Source organism: Algoriphagus aquatilis (assembly GCF_042657405.1).
GTDB classification, from domain to species: domain Bacteria; phylum Bacteroidota; class Bacteroidia; order Cytophagales; family Cyclobacteriaceae; genus Algoriphagus; species Algoriphagus aquatilis.
The window spans coordinates 290742-312999 of sequence record NZ_JBHSKS010000002.1 but is presented as its reverse complement, the minus strand read 5'-3'; the positions used below and the strand labels follow the sequence as shown (position 1 = coordinate 312999).

Here is a 22258-nt window from a genome sequence, read left to right as displayed (position 1 = left end):
TTTACAGAAGTATCACCAATCTGTGATCATCTGTGTCTTTTTCTGCGAAAATCTGCGGGAACTTTTATTTCAATTTTTTCTCAAAAGCAGCATTTCCACTTTTTTTAGCCAAGTGTAAGGGGCGATGCAGGACTAAATTGATTTAACCACATAGACACATAGAGGCACATAATTTTTGAGGTGATTAGCTTAACTTCTATGTTTTCTATTGTGGCTATGTGGTGGAAAATTTTAAAAAGTTGACATTCGTGTTATGCTGCTTTTCCAAAAGAAGCATTCGCGGATTAATGGAATTAGTAAAGTATCTGGTGACGCTAGACAAAATAGTATTTACCACATAGATACATAGAGCCACATAGTTTTTAAGATGAATTTTTTAAAACTCTATGTTTTCTATTGTGGCTATGTGGTGGAAAATTTTAAATAGTTGACATTCGTGTTATGCTGCTTTCCAAAAACAACATTTTCCAATTCATAGCGTCAAGTTTCTGGAGGAGCAGGACAACTCCTAATAATAAAACCTCAATTCCCTTAACTTCCTTAATGGTTCAAAAAATAAGACCTGCCAGGATTTCAACACCCAGCAGGTCTATCACTTTCAGTACAATTTCTAATTTAGCCTAATTTCTCTGCCTCAGCTCTCAGAATCTCATTTTCATCTACTTTTCCAGACTCAATAAATTCTGTAATAGCCTGATTTTTAGCCTGACCTTTATTCAATAACACTCCCAAAGCCAGCATCGTGGCTATTCGGGTTCCCGTTTTCTTAGCTGCAGTTGCAAACAAAGGTTCCAATTCCTCATAAGTCACTTCTTCCGCAAACTCTTTGATAGAATTCATGGCTGTTTCCAGCTTTTCACCAGACAGATTGGTCAATTTCTTTCCAATTTGCTGGATCTCGTTCAAGGCTTTTTTCTGAGCTTGAGGCTGTGGCTGAACCTGAGGTTTCGGTTGATTTGGAGCTGGAGTCTGAGTGTTTTGCTTGGCCCAGGTATCTTTCAAACCAACGGTTTTGTTAAAGACCAATTTTCCATCTTTGGAATCAGGATCGAGGGTAAAATAGCCCAAACGCTGGAATTGGAATTTATCACTCATCGTCGCATTTGCTAAGAACGGTTCGCAATACGCTTCCTTGATGACATTCAAAGAGTTCGGGTTAATAAACTCCAAAAACCCCTTGTTTTCATGTGAATCAGGTGCCTCATCCAAAAACAAACGGTCATATTCTCTGACTTCAGCTGTGATCGCATGGGCAATTGAAACCCAATGAAGGGTGCCCTTTACTTTTCGCTCACTAGCTTCTGTTCCGCTACCAGAGCGGGTTTCCGGATCGTAGGTACAATGAATTTCCAGAATATTTCCGGAATCATCCTTCACCACAGATTCACCCTTAATGATGTAAGCACTTTTCAGACGAACTTCATTACCTAAGGAAAGTCGGAAGAAGTTTTTACCACCGTCTTCTTTAAAATCCTCCCTTTCAATGTACAATTCTCTGGAAAATGGCACATCGTGGGTTCCGGAATTTTCCTGTTCCGGATTGTTTTCCAATTGAAGGATCTCGGTTTGGCCTTCAGGATAATTGGTGATTACCAATTTTACCGGATTTAGCACGGCCATGACTCGGGTAGCCGTTTTATTCAGGTCTTCACGGATACAGAATTCGAGCAAAGAGACATCCGTTACATTGTCACGCTTGGCAATACCCGCCAAATCACTGAATTTACGTATCGAGGTAGGAGTGTAGCCTCTTCTTCTCAAACCAGAAATGGTGGGCATTCGCGGATCGTCCCAACCGGAAACTATATTCTTTTGTACCAACTCGAGCAGCTTTCGCTTACTCATCACGGTATAGCTAAGATTTCTCCTCGCAAACTCGCGCTGCTTTGGTCTGAGTTTTTTCGGATCAATAATCTGATCTACATACCAATCGTAAAGTTCACGATGGGCCTTAAACTCTAGCGTACATAGAGAGTGAGAAACCTGCTCTACATAATCAGATTCACCATGCGCCCAGTCATACATGGGGTAAATGCACCAATCATTGCCTGTTCTGTGGTGATGGGCATTTATGATCCGGTACATAATCGGATCACGCATGTGCATGTTGGGTGAAGCCATGTCGATTTTGGCTCTCAGCACGTAGCTTCCGGCAGGAAACTCCCCGTTTTTCATTCGGGCAAATAAATCAAGGCTTTCAGCTATGGGACGATTTCTGAAAGGGCTGTCAGTTCCTGGCGTAGTGGGAGTACCTTTTTGCGCAGCGATCTGCTCAGATGTCTGCTGATCGACATAAGCCTTGTCATCTTTGATCAGCTGAACTGCCCAATCGTGTAGCTGCTGAAAGTAATCTGAAGCATAGCATTCGTTGGCCCAACGGAAACCCAACCAAGCAATGTCTCGCTTGATCGCATCCACATATTCTTGCTCTTCTTTGGAAGGGTTGGTATCGTCAAATCTCAGGTTTACAGGGGCATTGTATTTCTCACCCAAACCAAAGTTCATGCAAATCGAAGCTGCGTGACCGATGTGCAGGTATCCGTTTGGTTCGGGCGGAAAACGAAAGCGTAAGTTTTCTTGCGGAAAGCCGTTGGCCAAGTCTTCCTCGATGATATGTTCAATAAAATTCAGTGATTCTTCAGATTCTTTCATAAGGCAATTAAGAGGCCCAAAAATACTTTAATTGAAAGGAAATGCAATCAAAAAGGATATTTGAGACGAGAAGCAAGGAAATCTAGATAGCATATAAGACGCTAGACATAAGACATTAGACACAAGATCTTAGCGATTTGCCGAACTATTACTTTTGAAAAGCTTAGAGACTTTGGAAAAGTCTCGTAGGTGCGCAAAAATTTGAGTTCTTGTCCCTTCCTCTTTTTATCACTTTGTATCTCATGTCTAGCGTCTTGTGTCTAAAGTCTAAATCTCATCCATTTCCCGACTCGGCCAATAGGCTCCTATCAGCTTGATTTTTTGGGCTTTTGGATCAATTTCGAATCTGATCTTCATTTCCTCACGAACCTGCTCATGGATAGCGAGACAGGCATTAAAATGTACTAAATCAAAATCCAAGACCATAGAACCAGCAGTGTTTGACTCAAATTCAGGCCCGAGTTTGAGCTTTACGTTTTCGGTGACGGCTCCTTCTTTTTTGTAATAGTAGGAGAGGAAAATGCCGAGTTCCCGATCTTTTTCTGCTAAAAGTCTTGCTAAATCCTCATTTGGGTTTTGGGAAAAAGGGAAATCAAAAGTCCAGGTTTCTTGCATTTTTTGATGGTTTGGAAATTGAAGTTATGGAAATCAGTAATTGATCGAATGAGAATCGTGTATTTTTAGGTCATGAATTACCCGATTTATCTCGATTACAATGCCACCACTCCTTGTGCTTCGGAAGTAATTGAAGCTATGCTTCCTTATTTTGGATCACATTTCGGAAATGCAGCAAGTAAAAGTCATCCTTACGGGTGGGTGGCAGAAAATGCCGTGGAAGAAGCTCGCGAAAAAGTAGCCAATCTGATCTGTGCAAAAGCCAAAGAGATCATTTTTACTTCAGGGGCTACAGAAGCCATCAACCTGGGAATCAAAGGAACTTTTGAAGCTTACTCGGGAGAAAAACAGCATTACATCACTGCCCTGACCGAGCACAAAGCCGTTTTGGATACCTTTTCAGAAATCGAAAAAAGTGGTGCTGAAGTAACTTATTTGCCCGTCGATTCCAAGGGAACTGTCAGTTTAGAGGAACTGGAAAATTCCATTTTGCCTCATACTAAACTAATCTGCCTAATGTGGGCAAATAATGAGACAGGGGTGATTCATCCGGTGGAAAAAATCGCTCAATTGGCAGAATCAAAAAACCTGATTTTCTTCACCGATGCAGTTCAGGCAGCAGGGAAAATTCCCGTTTTCACCAAAGGAATTCACCTGATGGCCATTTCTGCTCATAAACTTTACGGTCCAAAAGGAGTCGGGGCGCTCTATGTGAGACATAACCATGATTTACCCAAACCCTTGGCTCAAATCCATGGCGGTGGTCACGAAAAGGGAATGCGAAGCGGTACACTTAATGTGCCTGGAATCGTAGGTTTTGGAAAAGCTGCAGAGCTTCGCTTGGCGGAAATGAATAGGGAAGCAGATCGATTGGAAATTCTTCGAAATCGACTGGAAAAAGGCCTTTTGGAATTATCAGACACTTCTCTGAACGGAAGTCAGCTAGCTCGATTGCCTCATGTGGCCAACATTGCTTTTGGTGGTGTGGAAGGAGAGGAGTTGCTCAAAAAAGTGAATCAAAAGGTGGCTGTGAGTTCTGGTTCGGCCTGTACCTCCATCTCTCCCAAACCCAGTCATGTACTGGCTGCTATGGGGCTAAACGCTGATTTGGGAAGAGCTTCGATCCGGTTTAGTTTAGGAAAGAGCACTTCTGAATCCGATATTGAGCAAACTTTGGATTGGGTGACAAAAGTAGTCCTAGAATTGAGAAAGTAAAGAAAATGCAGGATTGATTTTAAGGCAATCAAAACATAAGCAGTTTAGGATCAGTATATTTAAGCTATGGAAACGAATAGGCCAGATACTGTCAATGAACCTCAAGCTGAATACGGCATGTATTCCTATGCCGATTACTTGACTTGGCAGTTTGAGGAAGTCGTCGAACTGATCCGTGGAAAGATTTTTAAAAAAGCTGCTGCAGCACCTAGAAGAATTCATCAAAAAGCTTCAGGAGAGCTTTTCTTAAGAATTGGATCTTTTCTAAAGGGCCAAAAATGCCAAGTCTATACAGCTCCCTTTGATGTTCGTTTCCCAAAGGGCTCTAATGAAGACAATAAAATACACGATGTTGTCCAACCTGATATCTGCGTGATTTGCGATCCTGAAAAACTAGACGATCGTGGTTGCATTGGCGCGCCAGATCTAATTGTGGAGATCCTTTCTCCTGGAAACAGTAAGACAGAACTCAAACACAAATACAGCCTCTATGAATCTCATGGAGTCAGGGAATATTGGATCAACCATCCCGAAAACCAGGATTTAATGATCTATACTTTGGTGGATGGAAAATATGTTCCCTCGAGATTACTGACTTCAGGAGATGTGATGGAATCGAGTGTTATTGAAGGGTTTACCTTGGATCTGGAGGAGTTTTTTAAAGATATTGAGTAATGAATTCTAAAGATTTATTCAAATTTTTTTTAAATAAAATTAATAAAAATATCAGAAAAACCCCTTAATAAAAATCCATCAATATTCTGATATGATCTTTATTTCTGATATATAGGGAAGTGTTTTTCTTCATTCCACAATCTAATTCAGCTTCAACGCCGTATAGAATTTTCAGCGGTTTATATTCACGAAATAAAATGGATAATTTCTTTTGAGAAAATGAATTTGGAGCTAAAACAAATAATTCAAATTCATTTGTCTCCTTTAAAATGTTTAAGTATTCAAGAGCTTGATTTAAACATTTTGGATAGGAATATTAATCATAAACAAGAATTAAACCTTCAAATGATTTTAATTTTTCACAATTGCTCTGGCATGCTAAAGTCAAAAATGTCAAAAGTAATACTTGACTCTTCAGAAATTATTTTTTCATAATTTATTAAATTCAATCCTTTTGATGATATAAAACAATGTGAAATAGTGTATTTCCCATAACCTAGGTCGTATTCGCCAATTTTATTAAAATCTTGATCAAAGATCAAAATGCCTAATGGTTTGATTCTTGCTGGAATTTCCAATACATTATTGGGAATAGGAAATTCAATGAATCTGTAAAATAACTTCCTATATTCATCATATAAGATTTTATCATAGTTGAACTGGCCAATAAAGGAGTTAAATTGTTCATTTGACGATACATCTATCAAATCTGTCTGTGAACTTGCCAATTCTTCGCTTTTAAATTTATTTCGCTTGCTAAATCCGGCATATATTCTTTTACTAAGTTTGGAAGAAATAGCATATTCAATCAAAGAATCAGAAAGCGGGAAAGAGTATAATATTTTATCATCTACAAACCATTGACTCATAAAGTTAAAGTAATCAGAATAAATCGCCTTATTATATTCGATAGGAAATAGCATATTATTTTCAAAAATTGAATCTCTAAGGATGTCATATTCAAATATGAATCTTGAATTGTTATAATCTTTAAAAAAATCAGGAGCCACTTTTACACTCGGAATATAGGCCATCGGATTCGTAAGATACACTTTTTCTTTATAAAAAATTATACCTGAGCGATGTGAAGTAAGAGGAACAAATCCTCTTTTTTCTTTTGAAACATTAAATATAAATCTTTTGCTATAGCTATTTTTAAAATCAGTCAAGTAAAAATAATTAACACTATTATTTGAAAAAAAATAGTATCTTTATTAATGAATTTGAAATATTTAGGTTCACCTATTCCGAAATCTCCTTCTTTTTGAAAGTCCTTGGAATCGATAATCTTGCCATCATTAAGGTTATATTTATACAATCTATTTACTAAATCATTGTATAAAAATAAATATTCTTCATTTTCCTCTGAATAATGTTGTACAAAAATGTTTGAAAAATTTGGTGTTTCGTTGTCTAATGAGATCGCGATATTTGAGACAGGTTGTGCGAAAGGAATTCCAACTTTAGAATCGTTTGAATTTGTGCAGGAGATGAAAACCGTAAGTAGAAGGTAACTTGAACCAAGTTTGACAAAATTTTTCATGAATTCGTCGTTTTTATAATTAATTATCAAGTAATTTTACTTATAAAAAAATTAAAAATGAATTTTTTAATCTTATTTCTATTTAAGAAATTATAAATCAATGATTTACAGAAATTAAAATTTTAATCTTTAAAAAGTAAAAGATCATCTTCCGTATCCAAATCCACTGCTCCAAGTGGAAATTCAATTTCAAAAACATCAGCTTTATTTCTCAGAATCACCTTTTTGGCTCCATCAGAACCTTTTAGCATAAGCAATTCCTCAAAATATTTCTGGTCAAAAATCACCGGAACTCCCAAAGTATCCGAATAGCTGCAAGCCACAATTCCTTTTCCGGTTCTTTCCTTTTCCAAAATCAATCGATCCAAAAGCTTTGACTCTACATAGGGCTGGTCTACCAGCATCAAAATAACTTGGTCAGGATGTTCTTTTTCCCTCAAAAAACGAAGACCAGCCTGCATACTGGTGGCCATACCTTGTTCCCAACTTTCGTTGATCACAATGGAAGTTTGACTGGAATCAAAGCCTGTTTTGATCAATTCATGATTCCATCCCAGCACCACCACCAAAGAATCAGCCTTGCTTTTTTTGGCCTCATCAATAGCTTTTTGGATTAATTTTTTTCCTTGAAATTCAATCAATTGCTTGGGTCTTCCTAAACGGGAAGATGAGCCGGCTGCTAAGAGGATTATCGCGGTTTTCATCCCACCTTTTCATGAATAGGACCTTGCTTGTCCCGCAGGAAAATCGGCTGCTTTTTATTGAGAACCGCCTTGATTTCAGCCAAAATTGAAAGGGCGATTTCCTCGGAAGTTTCCGCACCGATTTCCAACCCGATCGGCGCATAGATATTGTCTGTAGAAACTTGAACTCCTCTGGATTCGAGTCTTTGGATTAGTTTTTCGGTTTTCCTCTTTGGTCCTAAAATCCCGATGTATTGAATCATGAAGGACAGGAGTTTTTCCAAGACAATGACTTCGTATTCAAAATTGTGAGTCATGAGCAAAGCCACCGTATTCAGATCCGTTTCGAATTGATCGATGACTTCTTCAGCGGGTCCCTGAATAATCTGTTTTGCCTGTGGAAATCGGGCTGCAGTCGCCAGGTTTTTCCTTCCATCGATCAAAACCAATTCAAAACCTAAAATCTCTGCAAGTTTAGCTACCGGAATGGTATCATTTCCGGCACCAAAAAGGAGAATCCGAGTTGGAGGCTTGATGACTTCGAAGAAAACCGAGAGTTGCTGGTATTCTGAATAAGCTTGAATTAGATTTTGAGGAGAATCAAAATCCATAATTTCCTTTTCTAATTCTTGTCTGAAATCCGCATGAACCTTGGATAAACTCCCGAATTCCCGACCTCCTTTTCTAAGGTAAATCGTTCCAATTTGTTCTGATTTGGAATTTGGAACGGAGAAAAGTGTGAGCAGGAGTGAAGTCTCCCGATCAGAAAGTGCTTTTTTGATCAGTTCAACCGGATTTTCAGTATTCTTGAAGTTGATTGGTTCGATCAGGACGTGAATGATTCCATTACAACCAAGGCCTACACCGAATTTCTGATCATCCTCATCCGTAGTATCATAGGTAACCAACATGGATTTTTGCTGAAAGATCACCGCTTGGGCTTTGCGAAGTGCATCACCTTCCAAGCAACCACCACTGATTGCCCCAGTCAGATTTCCTTCCTGAGTGACCAACATTCTGGCACCTGGCCGACGGTATGCTGAACCATCCACTTGCACCACGGTGGCCAAGGCTACGGATTGATTTTCTGATTTACAAACTTCGTAAGCCTGGATGATCTGCTGAAGTTCTTTCATTTAGATAGGCTGAATTAGTTGGCAAGCTGAAGTTTTTCTTTTTTAAAAGAAAACCAAATCGAAAGTAATGCTGAAACCACCAAGTACCCTACGAAAATGTATACCGAACCCGGTAAAAACTTATTCAATCCAAACCAATCACCTGAGGTTAATACGAAATACATCGCGTAAACTGCCTTAAGCACTTCCCAAGCCCAAGCATTCGGATTTCGATCCATGAGTTCGGTATAGGCATATACGGTAAGAAAAACGAAACCTCCATAATAGAAAATTCCCGGAGCGCCGATGTCAGCCAAATTTCCAAAGAGGTAGCTAAGTAAAAGCAACAACGCGATCAATTGACCGAAGCTCCAAATAAGCATGCCTTTGGTAAGTGAAGGATTGTACTTGTCAAAATGGTACACGTCCTCGATTTTGGAGACAGGGTATTTCTTTGCTACATCAGCAGGTCTCCAGCCCAGTGGCATAAACCAGATTTTAAGTTTATCTGACCACTTTTCAGCTCTCCAGGCATCCTTGATCAAAAGCCAAAGGTGCATAAAATTAATCTTAATCGGATTCCAAGTTTGAACGGGTCGAGTCACGCCGTATACAGCTGGAATCTCGTCTTTTTCCTCTTGATAAGTTCCAAACCACCTGTCCCAAAAGATGAAGATTTGACCGTAGTTTTTGTCCAAATACTCCGGATTGATCGCATGGTGCACGCGGTGATGAGATGGGGTGACAATGATTTTTTCCAAAAAACCCATTCTTCCAATATGACGGGTATGATACCAAAACTGAGCAAACAAATGAAGCGGTGCAACGATACCAATGACTTGTGGGGGTACTCCCAAAATTGCTGCAGGAATAAGAAAAATCGCGAAAATCTTCACAATAGAAGAAATGCTTTGGCGTAGTGCACAGGCGAGGTTAAACTCCTCCGAGCTGTGATGAACGATGTGATTGTTCCAAAAAATATTGTATTCGTGGGCAATCCGATGCGTCCAATACCCTGCAAAATCCAAAGCGAAAAAGGCAATCACATATACCAGCCAAGTTGCTTCGATTTGGAAAAAGGAGAATTTTTCAAACAACCAACTATAGGAAATCACTGCAATACTGAGTCCCAGCACGTCTTTGGTCACATTGGTAATGCCCGAACTCAAGGACGCTATCATGTCATTGAGCGGGACGGTGTCATTGCCTTTCCAAATCCCCCAGAATTTTTCAAATAACACCAGCACAAAAAAGGCCGGCATGGCGATTAATAAGATCTGTCCGTAAGCTTCCATCGGGTTTATCGTTCTGGATTTAAACTTATTGATAAACTCGGTTTCATTCAAGATTTCTTTGGTTTGAGCGGTATTTTTGATGAAAATCAAGAGAAGGGGTTTAAGTGGAAAATCGCCTCAATCGGAAACTTCTTACTTTTAGCCATGGAAATTCCATCTTTAGCAGATCTCAAAAAAGACCTCGGTTACCTCTCTGAAAAGGAATTAATTGCCCTGATTACTGATTTGGCCAAATTCAGCAGGGATAATAAGGCTTTCCTTTACTTCAAACTGAATGAACGGGATCAGCCCAACTTGTTTGTGGATTCGGTCAAAGAGGAGCTGGACGAGGCCTTTCAAACGGCTAACACCCGAAATTATCATGTGGCCAAAAAAGCTGCTCAAGCCATTCGCCGCAAACTCAACAAGGCGCTTAAACTCAGTAAAAACAAAGCAGACCAAGCGGAATTGATTTTGTATTTCTGTGGAATGATGAAGAAATACGGTTATCTGAGTTTCCGTCACCCGGTGATTACCAACCTGTATGAAGTCCAAATCGGAAAGGCAAAAAAGCTGATTTCCACGCTTCATGAGGACCTGCAAAGCGATTTTGACTACCGTCTCGAAGAACTTGAATAAACCCCAAACCATGACCGTTTCCATTTCTCCAAACTCACTCGACCTAGGTCAAAAAGCAGGTAAAATCGGCGCTGAATTGATCAGAAAGGCAATTTCCACCCAAGGTTTTGCCAATATCATTTTGGCAACTGGAACGAGTCAATTTGAAACACTGAAGCAGCTGTCGGCTGAAAAAGACATCGATTGGAGCAAGGTGGTTGTGTTTCACTTGGATGAATACCTTGGACTTTCGATCACGCATCCAGCCAGTTTTAGAAAGTATCTGGTTGAAAGGTTCTTCAATCATGTCCCACAGCTAAAAGCCTATCATTTGATTGACGGAGAAAATGACCCTGAAAAAGAATGTGAGCGGCTGTCGACTTTGATTCAAAACCACCCGATTGATGTGGCATTTGTGGGAATTGGGGAAAATGGACACTTGGCGTTCAATGATCCTCCTGCTGATTTTGAAACGGAAAAGCCTTATTTAGTAGTCAATTTGGACCATGCCTGCCGAATGCAACAGTTTGGAGAGGGGTGGTTTCCCAATTTGGAGGCAGTACCGACCCAAGCCATCAGCATGTCAATCCGTCAAATTATGAAATCAAAATCCATCATTTGTTCGGTCCCTGATTTGAGAAAAGCGAAGGCTGTTAAGGACTGCTTGAAAGGAGAAATCTCCAATCTTCACCCGGCTTCGATCTTGCAAGAGCATCAAGATTGTCAGATCCTTTTGGATCACCCTGCTTCATCTTTGCTTCATAAGCTTTAAATGAATGTTCCGTGAGTGAGGACACTCACGGGGGCGAAGATTTTTCTGGATGAACCCGCTTCATCCTTGCTTTACAACCATTGATCGGAAATTTTTTGGATGGGTGACATAAAAATTGGTATTTAAGGCAAATGGAAAAAGAGAATTTAAAAGGATAATCCGTGAGTGAGGACACTCACGGTGGCGAAAATACCGCCGATGTGAGTGCCTGTCTGCCTCAGGCAGGTCTTCACTCACATCAATAATTTTTAAATCATCTTTTTTTCTTATAACCCAAAACCAGCCTATGTCAAAAACCACCGCTGCGGTTCGTGCCGATCAGCTGAGCCAACGGGACACTTGGATCTCCATCGGCATCATCGGGATGCTTTTCTTCATTTTCGGATTTGTATCTTGGGTCAATGCGATCTTGATTCCCTATTTCAAAATCGCCTTTACCCTCAGCAACTTCGATTCCTACCTTGTTGCTTTTGCTTTTTACATTTCCTACCTCGTTATGTCCGTTCCTTCTTCCTACCTGCTCAAAGCGGTGGGATTTAAGAAAGGAATGATGGTTGGATTCTTCGCCATGGCAGTGGGAGCTTTCATTTTCGTGCCTGCTGCAATGAGCCGAACCTATGAGATTTTCCTATTGGGGTTGTTTACTTTAGGAACCGGTTTGGCGGTTCTTCAGACTGCTGCAAATCCTTACGTGACGGTTTTGGGTCCGAAAGAAAATGCTGCCCAACGCATTAGCGTGATGGGTATTTTCAACAAAGGAGCTGGAATTTTGGCACCGATTCTTTTCGCGGCAGTTATTCTAAGAGTTGGGGATAATGAGCTTTTCCAGCAGTTGGACACCATGACTCCGGAGGCGAAAGACGCAGCCTTAGATGAATTGATCCGGCGAGTCATTTTGCCTTATTCCGTAGTAGGAACCGTGCTTTTGGCATTGGGGATATTTGTACGATTTTCTCCACTTCCGGAAATTGACACCGAGCATGAGACGGCTGAAGTCGCAGAAGCGAATTCTGGAAAAAACTCCATTTTTCAGTTTCCTCACTTGATTTTGGGGGCTGTGGCAATTTTCCTGCATGTAGGTACTCAGGTCATCGCGATCGATACGGTCATTCCTTATGCCAATTCCTTTGGGATTGGATTGATGGAAGCCAAGGTCTTTCCGTCCTACACACTGGCATTTACCATTTTGGGCTATCTGATCGGTATTTCTTTGATTCCCAAGGTTATTTCTCAGGTGAATGTGCTTAGGATTTGTACGCTGTTGGGCACGGTATTCACCCTGCTGATCATTTTCAGCTCCGGTCAAGTGACGATTTTGGGGATCACGACGGATGTGTCGATCTGGTTTGTGGTGTTGTTGGGCTTGGCCAATTCATTGGTCTGGGCGGGAATTTGGCCTTTGGCTTTGGACGGATTGGGTCGATTTACCAAACTCGGAGCTTCCATCATGATCATGGGACTTTGCGGAAATGCGATTATGCCGCTTGCTTATGGTGCCGTGGCAGACGCGGTCAATGTGCAGCAGGCCTATTGGGTGCTATTTCCTTGCTACCTGTATTTGATGTTTTATGCAATACATGGACATAAAATCAGAAGATGGAAACTCGCCTGATCGGAAAGTCTTTTTTGGATGGAAAGCCACTGGAAATCTTAATTTCCGAAGGAAAGATCAAGTCAGTTTTATCTATCGAAACTAGTCCCGAAAATGTCTGGGTCGGACCTGGATTCACGGATATTCAAGTGAATGGCTACGGAGGCCTGGATTATAATGCTATTCAATCCGACGTTTTGGCTTTGGGTCAAATTTCTAGAAAACTTCTTTCATACGGCGTTACAAGCCATTTTCCCACGATTATTACCAACTCTCCGGAGAAGATTTCAGCCTTGATTCAGCAGGTGGTTCAGCACCGCAAAATGGATTCCCTGGCCCAATCTTGTATCACAGGAATTCATATTGAGGGGCCTTTTATTTCTCCTGAAGACGGACCAAGAGGTGCACATTACAGAGAATTTGTACAGGCTCCGAACTGGAATTTGTTTCAAAAGTGGATTGAAGAAAGCGAAGGCCTGATTAGGATGATCACCCTTTCTCCGGAATGGGAGGGAAGCGCCTCATTTATTGAAAAATGCATGGAATACGGGATTTTGGTTTCCATCGGTCATACCAATGCCAGCCATGCCCAAATCTTGGAAGCCGTAACAGCAGGAGCGGGGCTTTCCACCCACTTGGGAAATGGAATGCACGGCATCATTGCCCGTCATCCCAATTACCTCTGGTCTCAACTGGCTGCCGAAAACCTATCTGCCACCATCATTGCGGACGGATTTCATCTTCCTGCTGAAGTGATTCAGGTGTTTAGGAAAGTGAAAGCTGAAAAACTCATCCTTGTCAGCGATTCCGTGGCTTTGGCAGGCATGCCACCAGGGGATTATGATGCTGCAGTTGGAGGAAAAGTGACCTTAACTCTCAATAACAAACTCCACCTTTTCGGAAATCCCAATACCCTTGCGGGGTCTGCCATGAATATCCTCCAAGGGATCAATTTTCTGCTAAAAAACGAACAGACCAATCTTTCAGAAGCCTGGCAAATGGCTTCCATACGAGCTCAAAGGCTCTTTGATACTTCTTTTGAGCCTATCCAAATCGGTCAAAATGCGGACTTGATTGTAGCAGAACAAGCTCCAGATCAAACTTTAAAAATTCTCAAAGTCCTAAAAAACGGAGTAGAAATACCGCTCGATTAACCCAAACTCAAAACCACAGCACCATGAAAAATAACCTCAACCGCCGCCATTTTATCAAAACTGCTGCAACCGGAGCCTTGGGACTCAGTGCAGCTTCTTCCGCTTTTTCCTTTAATATCCTTTCCCAATACCCACTTAAAGACAAATACCGTGTTGCCGTGATTGGCGTCAACAGCAGGGGCTCGCAGCATATTCAGGCGTTCGCCAAAATCCCGAATGTGGAAATCGCTTACATCTGCGATGTGGATTCCCGTGCTCGGGAAAACGGGATTGCCTTGGCCTTAAAAGAAGGAGTAAAAACGGCTCCAACGGGTTTGGTTGACTTCAGAAAAGCCTTGGAAGACAAAACGCTGGATGCAGTCTCGATTGCCATGCCTGATTTTTGGCATACGCCAGCCTCCATTATGGCGCTTCAGGCAGGAAAACATGTGTATTTGGAAAAGCCCGGTTCGCACAATCCCGCCGAATCTGAACTACTCGTGGAAGCCACCAAAAAGTATGGTAAAATCGTTCAGATGGGCAATCAGCGCCGATCCTGGCCAAGAGTGCAGGAGGCGATGAAAGAACTTCACTCCGGCGCAATTGGAAAGGCTTATTATGCCAGAGCTTGGTATACGAATACACGAAAATCCATCGGCTACGGAAAGCCCGCTGCCGTTCCAGAATGGCTGGATTTTGAACTTTGGCAAGGGCCTGCGCCCCGAGCAGAATTTAAAGACAACCTGATTCATTACAATTGGCACTGGTTCTGGCACTGGGGCACAGGAGAAATCGTCAACAATGGTGTTCACTTTTTGGATTTGGCCAGATGGGGATTGCAAGTAGAATATCCAGAAAAATGCTATTCTAGCGGCGGACGGTATCACTTTCAGGACGATTGGGAAACGCCTGATACTCAAATTGCCTCATACAATTTCGCAGACGGAAAATCCATCCTTTGGGAAGGTCGTAGCTGCAACGCTCGCGACATCAACGCGATGGGCTCAGGAGTCTCTTTCCACGGAGAAAACGGAACACTCGAACTCCTGAACAACTCCTACAAAATCTACGACAACGCCAATAAGCTAGTGAAATCTGCCGAGCCCACTACCAATACCGTGGTGGATCAACGCGGCGCTGGTTTTGACATGGACATCGCTCACTTCACCAATTTTATCAATGCCATCGATAAGGGAGAAAGTCAGATTTCCCCTTACCCTGAAATTCAAAAAAGCGTGCTACTATGCCATTTGGGCAATATTTCTTACCGAACAGGCAGAGCTTTAGAAATTGACCAAAATTCAGGAAAGATCCTTGGTGACAAGGAAGCGATGAAACTTTGGGGCAGGGAATACCAAAAAGGCTGGGAACCTAAACTCTGATTCACATGACTATGAGCCTTTCCAACGGATCAAAACGACTGGTTTCCATCGATGCCCTTCGAGGCTTTGACATGTTGATGATTTGTGGTGCTGATGCGTTTTTCAGAAGCCTTGAAGGTAAAACAGGTATGGGATGGGTAGATGCCATTGCCCTACAATTTGAGCATCCGGAGTGGGTTGGATTTGCCTTTTACGACTTTATTTTCCCGCTTTTCCTGTTCATTTCAGGAGTTTCTATTCCTTTTTCTCTTGCCAAAACTCTGGAAACTCATGCTCCTAAAAATGAGATTTATAGGAAAGCTTTTGTCCGAATGTTGATTCTGATTGGATTGGGCATGCTCGACAAAAATGCACCTTTTCCGTTTTTCGATTGGGAGCAGATCCGGCTGGGAAGCGTGCTGGGAAGGATCGGAATAGCTGGATTTATTACCGTCGTGCTGGTTCTCAATTTTGATTCGATTAAGCGGCTGTTGATTGTCGCTGGAATTTTAGGGTTGTACCATGCGGCAGTATTTCTGGTTCCTGTGCCGGGATTTGCAGCAGGCGATTTGAGTTTCGAGGGAAATCTGGTAGGTTGGTTTGATCGAACATTTTTGCCTGGAAGGCTGCTACAAGGGCAATTTGATGAATTGGGAATTCTGACCACCTTTCCGGCAATCTGTTTGACAATCTTTGGAGCGCATGCAGGAGAAATCCTGAAAAAAGTCGCATCCTCCGACAACCAAAAACTCAAAGAGTTGGTGGTGATCGGACTGGTGTGCATAGGCATTGCGCTGATTTGGAATCTTCATTTCCCGATTTTCAAGCGCATGTGGACGAGTTCTTTTATCATGCTTACCTCGGGTTTGGCCTTTCTGTCTTTAGGACTTTTCTACTTGGTTATCGACATGCTGAAATTCCAGAAATGGGCCTTCTTCTTTGTGGTGGTAGGAATGAACAGTTTGACGATCTACATGATTTACCGCTTTGTCAATTTCAGGTATACATCGAGGCTGTTGTTTGAGGGACTTTACAAACCTTTAGGAGAAAATTGGATGCCGGTGATGGAAAATTTGGGGGCTTTGGGGTTGGTTTGGCTATTGCTCTACTTCCTGTATCGCAAGAAGATTTTCTTTAAGGTGTAGGAAAAATGATTCCCAAACGATTAAATACAGATCGCACCTTTGGTGCTCTTTGAATCGGATTGAATTTAATGCCCCAAATTGAATTTGGGGCTTGTACAAGATGCCCCTTCAGGGCATGTGTCTAACTTGAAATCAAGGAAAAGCGCTGAAAGCGCGTTCTATAATAGCCCAGAATTCAATTCTGGGAATATTGTGAAAAGGATTTCGCCAAGAGTGCCATAGGCACGATCTGTATTAAAACCATTAATTGAAAAAACATTATAAAACCCATTGCATCAAGACTATATGAATCCATCCCGTCGATCATTTATAAAGAAAACCACCGCTCTCAGTGCTGCAGCAAGCTTAAGCTCCTTGCCTTTTTCCCTCCTTGGAAATACCCAAATAAATCCAATTAAAATCGGAATCATTGGTTTGGACACCTCACATGCTCCAGCCTTTACCAAGCTTTTTAATGCCGAGAATCCCAAGCCTGAACTAGCGGGATTTCGCGTCGTAGCCGCCTATCCTTACGGCAGCCGCGATATCAAATCCAGTATGGACCGAATTCCGGGTTACATCGATCAAGTGAAAGAACAAGGTGTGGAAATCGTGGATTCCATCGAAGCTTTACTTCAAAAAGTAGATGTGGTGCTTCTGGAGACCAATGACGGCAAACCTCACTTGGAACAGGCAAGAGCCGTATTTAAGGCTAAAAAGCCTGTATTTATCGACAAGCCGGTTGCGGTTTCTTTTGCAGATGCCGTAAAAATCTACCAAGAAGCGGAAGCAGCGGGCGTTCCGATGTTTTCCTGTTCCTCATTGCGTTACCAAAAAAACGTGCATGCCGTCCGCCATGAAAACAAAGTCGGAAAAGTTTTGGCCTGTGATGCATTCAGCCCTGCGACACTCGAACCCAGTCATCCAGATCTGTTTTGGTACGGGATTCATGGGGTGGAAATCCTGTTTACAGCGATGGGACCGGGTTGTGAATCAGTGACACGCTTTTCGACTCCGGATGCTGAAGTCGTAGTGGGAACTTGGAAAGACGGTCGGATTGGAACCTTTCGGGGCATGCTATCCGGAAAACACGATTATGGAGGAACGGCCTTTGGGACCGATGGAAATCTGTTTTTTGGACCCTTTGAAGGGTATGAACCTTTGGTAGTTCAGATTGCAGAGTTTTTCCGTACCAAAAAATCACCCATCGATTCCAGAGAAACACTTGAAATCTATGCCTTTATGGAAGCGGCGGATGAAAGCAAAAGACGGGGAGGGGCAAAAGTAAATTTGGAAGTTCCAATGTAATGATGAAGATCAAAAACCAGTAGGATTTAACCTACTTCGACCTTCTGTTTTACATTTGATTGTGTGCTCGCTTACAGTATTTAATACCATTTGAATCCATTAATACTAATCTTAAATAGAGACTTAGGCTATTCAAGAGTTAATGTTATTCTTTTCAAGAATTGTTGAGTTGGCAAAGAGTTTTATATAGGTAGTTCTTATTCTTTAATCAGCTTATAATGATCAGTGAAAGTAGCGGAACGGTTATAATTTGAGAACTCCAATTCTTTACCGCTTTTCTCTAAGGTAAATTCACCTAAAAGAATGAGGCTCCAATCAAATTCAGCGGTCCATGGGCATTCATTCTGAAAAGTGATTTTATTACCAGTGATAGAATAGGTGCCTCGGCATAGGGCAGGAAACTTCGGAATGTTGCTAGAGCCACTCCATTTATTATCCTCAAAAGTCATGGTGATGGTCGCTGTATTTCTTTGGCCCGAAGGCCAATTTCTGATGAACTTACCGCTGTAAGTACCTTCCTCAAACCTGTTTTCTAATTGCCCATCTTCTACATTGCAACTGGAAAAAAGTAAAGCAATAATGAAGGATATGATCAATGGCCGCATATTTCTAAGGGTGTTTTTTCAAAATACGTTATTTCATTACAGCACGCTACAATCCAGATATCAAAGACAAAGATCGTAGCCTTATTCAAATCACAAATTGGAAACAGAAATCAACATTAAATTGGATGGATTTGGACATTAGCTACGTCTTTGGTTTTTAGTATTGAGATGTTAGATAAAAGTCACTTTCTTAGTGAAATTTTATAGAATATGTCAAAACTGAATGTGAAAATACTGATTGGATTCAGCCTCCTTTTTTTCTCAACTCACCTAGCTGGAATTGGCCAGCAAAGCATCACCCGAGCGGATACGCTCCGGGGAAGCATCACACCCGAACGCGCTTGGTGGGATCTGAACTACTACCATTTGGCAGTGGAAATCTTTCCTGAAACCAAATCCATAAAAGGTTCAAATACAATAAGATATCGAGTACTATCTGAACATCAGGTTTTACAGCTTGACTTGCAAGAACCATTGAAAATCACATCGATAGTTCAAGCAGGAGAGAAGCTGGATTTTAAAAGGGAAGGAGCGGCCCACTTTGTTACGCTAAAGAAAAAACAGGTTCCTGGAACCTTGGAAGAATTGCTTGTATCGTACGAAGGTCAACCTAAAGAAGCCATCCGACCGCCTTGGGATGGAGGAATTACCTGGACCAAAGACAGCAACGGAAAACCTTTCATTGCCTCCTCCAATCAGGGAATCGGTTCCAGCATCTGGTGGCCTCTCAAAGACCATCCGGCGGATGAGGTGGACAGCCTGATGATTAGTGTCACCGTGCCAAAGGGCTTGATGGATATTTCGAATGGACGTTTGGTCGGCATTGATATGGGGCAAAATACTGACACCTTCCATTGGTCAGTAGTCAATCCGATCAATGATTACGGAGTGAATATCAACATCGGTGATTACGTTCATTTTGGAGAAAAGTACGCCGGAGAAAAAGGCACTTTGGATATGGATTATTTTGTCCTAAGAGAAAATCTGGAGAAGGCAAAAGTTCATTTTCAGGATGCAGGACGCATGATGAAGGCATTCGAGCATTGGTTTGGTCCCTATCCATTTTATGAAGACGGCTTTAAGCTCGTGGATGCGCCCTATCTAGGCATGGAGCACCAGAGCTCTGTGACCTATGGCAACGGTTACCAAATGGGCTATCGGGGCAGGGATCTGAGCGGCACAGGCTGGGGTTTAAAGTTTGACTTTATCATCATCCATGAGGCTGGACATGAATGGTTTGCTAATAACATCACCTATAAAGATGTGGCCGATATGTGGATTCATGAGAGCTTTACCAACTATTCTGAAAGCCTCTTTTTGGATTACCACTATGGAAAAGAAGCCGGTCAGGAGTATGTCAGAGGCACACGAATGAACATCGCCAATGATCGTCCGATTATCGGCACCTATGGAGTGAATCAGCGAGGTTCGGGAGATATGTACTACAAAGGAGGAAATTTGCTCAACATGCTCCGAGAAATTCTGAATGATGATGAGAAATGGAGACAAATTCTCAGAGGTTTGAATCGGGAATTTTATCATCAAACCGTGACCACAAAGCAGGTGGAAAGCTTTATTTCTCAGGCTTTTGGGACTGATTTAAAGCCAATCTTTGACCAATATTTAAGAGACGAGCGAGTTCCGGTTTTGGAATATTATTATTCAGATAATCAAACACTTAATTACCGTTGGATATCCTGCTTATCATCATTCACCATGCCGGTGGACGTGGAAATCGCTGGAGAAAAGATCAGAATTCAGCCTAAAACCACTTGGTCAGAACTAAAAGTAAAAATTAAATCCGAGGTAAAAGTCGATCCGGATTACTATGTGGGTTTAAGTCAAATGCGTTAAACCTGATCACAATTATATGGATGGGCAAACAGCTCATCCTTTTTTTATTTTAATTTCTTGTCAAATCCAATCACCCATGAAGCAGAAAATCCTCTTTGCGTTGCTTGCCTTTGCAACAGCCTGTACGTCTAATACTCCTCAGCCAAATGATTCTGAAATAAGACAATTTGTGGACTTGGAAGGGCTCGATTCTACCATAAGCCCTGGAGACAATTTTTTCATGCATGTCAATGGCAAATGGTACAATTCGGTACAAATTGATGAAGACCAAGTAGGTGTAGGTTCCTATTCTTATTTGAACATTCCCCAACGTAAACTCCTGGAAACAATCTTGGATGAGGTATCATCTACAACTCATCCTAAAGGAAGCATCGAACAAAAAGTTGGGGATTTTTATGCCTCAGGGATGGATACTTCAGACATCGATGCACGCGGGGTAAAGCCGATTCAACCCATTTTGGCTCAAATCGATAAAATCAGCAATCTGAAGGAAATGGAGGATTTTCTGGTTTCGGAACTGAAGTTTAACAATCAATCGCTAATCGGATTGCGTATTTCACCAGATGATCAAAACAGTACCATCAATATCATCCATTTGAGCCAATCCGGTCTAGGCCTGCCTGATCGAGATTACTATTTCAAGACTGATTCGTCCACCTTGGGAATCCAAAAAGCCTATCAAAAGTATCTGGCAGACTTGCTGATGATGACAGGTGAAAACGAAGCCAAGGCTCAAACTGCTGCACAAACTGTCTATGCCTTAGAAAAGCAACTGGCAGAATCTCACAAAACCCGAATCGAACGGAGAGTTGTGAAAGAAAACTACCACAAAGTAGCAGTGGCTGATTTGGATAAAAAACATTCGCAAATCTCCTGGAAATCCATTTTTGACAACTTAGGTCTGAAAGCAGATTCCCTGGATATCCGTCAGCCCGCTTACTATGACAAGCTCAATGTTTTGCTTCAAACAAAAGCTCTGGAAGATTGGAAGACTTACCTCAAAGCTCAAACCCTGGTTGCCAATGCCAATTACCTGAGTACACCTTTTAGAAAAGCTGCTTTTGAGTACAACAAGGTGGTTTCAGGCCAATCCAAACAATTAACCCGAGCTCAACAAATGGTGCAGCAAGTGGATCAGAATTTAGGCTTTGACTTGGGACAACTTTATGTAAAAAGATATTTCAATGAAGCCGCCAAACAGCGCGTGCTGGACTTGGTCAATAACCTGCAAAAAGCCTTTGAGCAACGGATCAACCAGCTCGATTGGATGAGTGACAGTACGAAAACCCAAGCAAAAGAAAAGCTGTATGCCATCACCAAAAAAATCGGTTATCCTGACAAATGGCGTGAATATCCAGTGGAAATCAACCGTGAAGCCTATTTCGAAAATGTCTTGGCACTTCGCAAAAATGAGGCAGAATATCAGTTTAAGAAATTAGGTAAGGCGCCGGATAAAACAGAGTGGGGGACTACACCGAGTACAGTGACCGCTTATTACAATCCATCGCTTAATGAAATCGTCTTTCCGGCAGGAATTCTTCAATACCCTTATTTCGATCAAAATGCAGACGATGCCATCAACTATGGAGGAATCGGAATGGTCATCGGCCACGAATTAACCCATGCATTTGATGATCAGGGAGCTCAATTTGATAAGGATGGCAACTTGAAAAACTGGTGGACGAAAGCTGATTATGAAAAGTTTAAAGCAAAAACTCAATTGCTGATCGATCGGTATGATTCATTTACCGTGCTGGATTCGGTACCTATCAAAGGTGCGATGACCATTGGTGAAAACACCGCAGACAATGGAGGAATCTACATCGCTTACGATGCTTTCAAATTGACCAAGCAAGGTCAAGACACCACTAAGATTGATGGGTTCACTCCAGATCAGCGCTTTAGCTATTCAATCGCCAGAATCTGGAGAGTGAAAGTTCGGGACGAGTATATGCGCACCTATGTCAATACCAATTCCCATTCTCCAGCTATGTGGCGAGTCAATGGGCCATTAATGAACTTTGATCCATTCTATGCTGCCTACGGAATAAAGCCCGGGGATAAAAACTACAAGGCTCCGGAGGAAAGAATTAAGATTTGGTAGGATGAATTCCTCCTTT

Annotated in this window: 19 protein-coding genes; 11 read left to right on the top strand and 8 right to left on the bottom strand. The window is 41.8% G+C overall.

The window, feature by feature from the left end; all coding sequences use genetic code 11:
• Positions 1–615: 615 nt before the first annotated feature.
• Positions 616–2652: a glutamine--tRNA ligase/YqeY domain fusion protein gene (locus ACFPIK_RS03665; RefSeq protein ID WP_377912326.1), complete on the bottom strand. Its 2037-nt coding sequence runs from the start codon at positions 2650–2652 to the stop codon at positions 616–618.
• Positions 2653–2919: 267 nt separating this feature from the next.
• Positions 2920–3267, bottom strand: a complete 348-nt coding sequence (locus ACFPIK_RS03660) for a hypothetical protein (RefSeq protein ID WP_377912324.1) — start codon at positions 3265–3267, stop codon at positions 2920–2922.
• A gap of 72 nt (positions 3268–3339) precedes the next feature.
• Here ACFPIK_RS03660 and ACFPIK_RS03655 point away from each other — a divergent pair, with 72 nt between their 5' ends.
• A complete protein-coding gene (locus tag ACFPIK_RS03655; RefSeq protein WP_377912322.1) occupies positions 3340–4482 on the top strand; it encodes a cysteine desulfurase family protein in 1143 nt (380 codons plus the stop codon).
• A 66-nt stretch (positions 4483–4548) separates the two neighbouring features.
• Positions 4549–5157, top strand: coding sequence for a Uma2 family endonuclease (locus ACFPIK_RS03650; protein ID WP_377912320.1), 609 nt, complete (start codon positions 4549–4551; stop codon positions 5155–5157).
• 359 nt (positions 5158–5516) lie between these two features.
• Here ACFPIK_RS03650 and ACFPIK_RS03645 read toward each other — a convergent pair whose 3' ends face one another.
• From ACFPIK_RS03645 to ACFPIK_RS03625, 5 genes are all read right to left on the bottom strand, one after another.
• Positions 5517–6326 carry a DUF4221 family protein gene (locus tag ACFPIK_RS03645; RefSeq protein WP_377912318.1) on the bottom strand — a complete coding sequence of 270 codons (810 nt, stop codon included), beginning with the start codon at positions 6324–6326 and terminating at the stop codon, positions 5517–5519.
• Positions 6323–6700, bottom strand: a complete 378-nt coding sequence (locus tag ACFPIK_RS03640) for a DUF4221 family protein (protein ID WP_377912316.1) — start codon at positions 6698–6700, stop codon at positions 6323–6325. The genes ACFPIK_RS03645 and ACFPIK_RS03640 overlap by 4 nt, the downstream gene beginning before the upstream one ends.
• 122 nt (positions 6701–6822) lie before the next feature.
• A complete protein-coding gene (locus tag ACFPIK_RS03635; RefSeq protein ID WP_377912314.1) occupies positions 6823–7404 on the bottom strand; it encodes a nucleotidyltransferase family protein in 582 nt (193 codons plus the stop codon).
• A complete protein-coding gene (locus ACFPIK_RS03630; protein WP_377912312.1) occupies positions 7401–8519 on the bottom strand; it encodes an XdhC family protein in 1119 nt (372 codons plus the stop codon). Before ACFPIK_RS03630 ends, ACFPIK_RS03635 begins: the two co-directional genes overlap by 4 nt.
• 14 nt (positions 8520–8533) lie before the next feature.
• Positions 8534–9883 carry a sterol desaturase family protein gene (locus ACFPIK_RS03625; protein ID WP_377912310.1) on the bottom strand — a complete coding sequence of 450 codons (1350 nt, stop codon included), beginning with the start codon at positions 9881–9883 and terminating at the stop codon, positions 8534–8536.
• Positions 9884–9937: 54 nt separating this feature from the next.
• On the opposite strand from ACFPIK_RS03625, the gene ACFPIK_RS03620 reads away from it, so the two are divergent.
• From ACFPIK_RS03620 to ACFPIK_RS03590, 7 genes are all read left to right on the top strand, one after another.
• Positions 9938–10411, top strand: coding sequence for a hypothetical protein (locus ACFPIK_RS03620; protein ID WP_377912308.1), 474 nt, complete (start codon positions 9938–9940; stop codon positions 10409–10411).
• Positions 10412–10421: 10 nt separating this feature from the next.
• Complete coding sequence (locus tag ACFPIK_RS03615) at positions 10422–11162, top strand: glucosamine-6-phosphate deaminase (RefSeq protein ID WP_377912306.1); 741 nt, start codon at positions 10422–10424, stop codon at positions 11160–11162.
• Positions 11163–11448: 286 nt separating this feature from the next.
• Positions 11449–12774, top strand: a complete 1326-nt coding sequence (locus ACFPIK_RS03610; protein WP_377912304.1) for a sugar MFS transporter — start codon at positions 11449–11451, stop codon at positions 12772–12774.
• Positions 12759–13907 (top strand): N-acetylglucosamine-6-phosphate deacetylase, encoded by a 1149-nt coding sequence (locus ACFPIK_RS03605; protein ID WP_377912302.1) that lies wholly within the window; start codon positions 12759–12761, stop codon positions 13905–13907. The genes ACFPIK_RS03610 and ACFPIK_RS03605 overlap by 16 nt, the downstream gene beginning before the upstream one ends.
• A gap of 23 nt (positions 13908–13930) precedes the next feature.
• On the top strand, positions 13931–15268 hold the full coding sequence (locus ACFPIK_RS03600) for a Gfo/Idh/MocA family protein (RefSeq protein ID WP_377912300.1): 1338 nt from the start codon (positions 13931–13933) through the stop codon (positions 15266–15268).
• A gap of 5 nt (positions 15269–15273) precedes the next feature.
• Complete coding sequence (locus ACFPIK_RS03595) at positions 15274–16392, top strand: acyltransferase family protein (protein ID WP_377912298.1); 1119 nt, start codon at positions 15274–15276, stop codon at positions 16390–16392.
• A gap of 285 nt (positions 16393–16677) precedes the next feature.
• Entirely contained in the window at positions 16678–17679 is a 1002-nt protein-coding gene (locus ACFPIK_RS03590; RefSeq protein ID WP_377912296.1) for a Gfo/Idh/MocA family protein, read from the top strand.
• Between the two features lie 197 nt (positions 17680–17876).
• Here the strand turns inward: ACFPIK_RS03590 and ACFPIK_RS03585 are convergent, their stop codons facing one another.
• On the bottom strand, positions 17877–18284 hold the full coding sequence (locus ACFPIK_RS03585) for a hypothetical protein (RefSeq protein WP_377912294.1): 408 nt from the start codon (positions 18282–18284) through the stop codon (positions 17877–17879).
• Positions 18285–18494: 210 nt separating this feature from the next.
• On the opposite strand from ACFPIK_RS03585, the gene ACFPIK_RS03580 reads away from it, so the two are divergent.
• Entirely contained in the window at positions 18495–20138 is a 1644-nt protein-coding gene (locus ACFPIK_RS03580) for a M1 family metallopeptidase (RefSeq protein WP_377912292.1), read from the top strand.
• Positions 20139–20214: 76 nt separating this feature from the next.
• Positions 20215–22242 carry a M13 family metallopeptidase gene (locus ACFPIK_RS03575; RefSeq protein WP_377912290.1) on the top strand — a complete coding sequence of 676 codons (2028 nt, stop codon included), beginning with the start codon at positions 20215–20217 and terminating at the stop codon, positions 22240–22242.
• Positions 22243–22258: the final 16 nt, after the last annotated feature.

Coding starts and splice junctions, on each gene's coding strand:
- ACFPIK_RS03600 (WP_377912300.1), top strand. CDS start 13,931: ATGAAAAATAACCTCAACCGCCGCCATTTTATCAAAACTGCTGCAACC.
- ACFPIK_RS03610 (WP_377912304.1), top strand. CDS start 11,449: ATGTCAAAAACCACCGCTGCGGTTCGTGCCGATCAGCTGAGCCAACGG.
- ACFPIK_RS03595 (WP_377912298.1), top strand. CDS start 15,274: ATGACTATGAGCCTTTCCAACGGATCAAAACGACTGGTTTCCATCGAT.
- ACFPIK_RS03575 (WP_377912290.1), top strand. CDS start 20,215: ATGAAGCAGAAAATCCTCTTTGCGTTGCTTGCCTTTGCAACAGCCTGT.
- ACFPIK_RS03665 (WP_377912326.1), bottom strand. CDS start 2,652: ATGAAAGAATCTGAAGAATCACTGAATTTTATTGAACATATCATCGAG.
- ACFPIK_RS03655 (WP_377912322.1), top strand. CDS start 3,340: ATGAATTACCCGATTTATCTCGATTACAATGCCACCACTCCTTGTGCT.
- ACFPIK_RS03635 (WP_377912314.1), bottom strand. CDS start 7,404: ATGAAAACCGCGATAATCCTCTTAGCAGCCGGCTCATCTTCCCGTTTA.
- ACFPIK_RS03630 (WP_377912312.1), bottom strand. CDS start 8,519: ATGAAAGAACTTCAGCAGATCATCCAGGCTTACGAAGTTTGTAAATCA.
- ACFPIK_RS03650 (WP_377912320.1), top strand. CDS start 4,549: ATGGAAACGAATAGGCCAGATACTGTCAATGAACCTCAAGCTGAATAC.
- ACFPIK_RS03585 (WP_377912294.1), bottom strand. CDS start 18,284: ATGCGGCCATTGATCATATCCTTCATTATTGCTTTACTTTTTTCCAGT.
- ACFPIK_RS03590 (WP_377912296.1), top strand. CDS start 16,678: ATGAATCCATCCCGTCGATCATTTATAAAGAAAACCACCGCTCTCAGT.
- ACFPIK_RS03580 (WP_377912292.1), top strand. CDS start 18,495: ATGTCAAAACTGAATGTGAAAATACTGATTGGATTCAGCCTCCTTTTT.
- ACFPIK_RS03605 (WP_377912302.1), top strand. CDS start 12,759: ATGGAAACTCGCCTGATCGGAAAGTCTTTTTTGGATGGAAAGCCACTG.
- ACFPIK_RS03620 (WP_377912308.1), top strand. CDS start 9,938: ATGGAAATTCCATCTTTAGCAGATCTCAAAAAAGACCTCGGTTACCTC.
- ACFPIK_RS03640 (WP_377912316.1), bottom strand. CDS start 6,700: ATGAAAAATTTTGTCAAACTTGGTTCAAGTTACCTTCTACTTACGGTT.
- ACFPIK_RS03660 (WP_377912324.1), bottom strand. CDS start 3,267: ATGCAAGAAACCTGGACTTTTGATTTCCCTTTTTCCCAAAACCCAAAT.
- ACFPIK_RS03615 (WP_377912306.1), top strand. CDS start 10,422: ATGACCGTTTCCATTTCTCCAAACTCACTCGACCTAGGTCAAAAAGCA.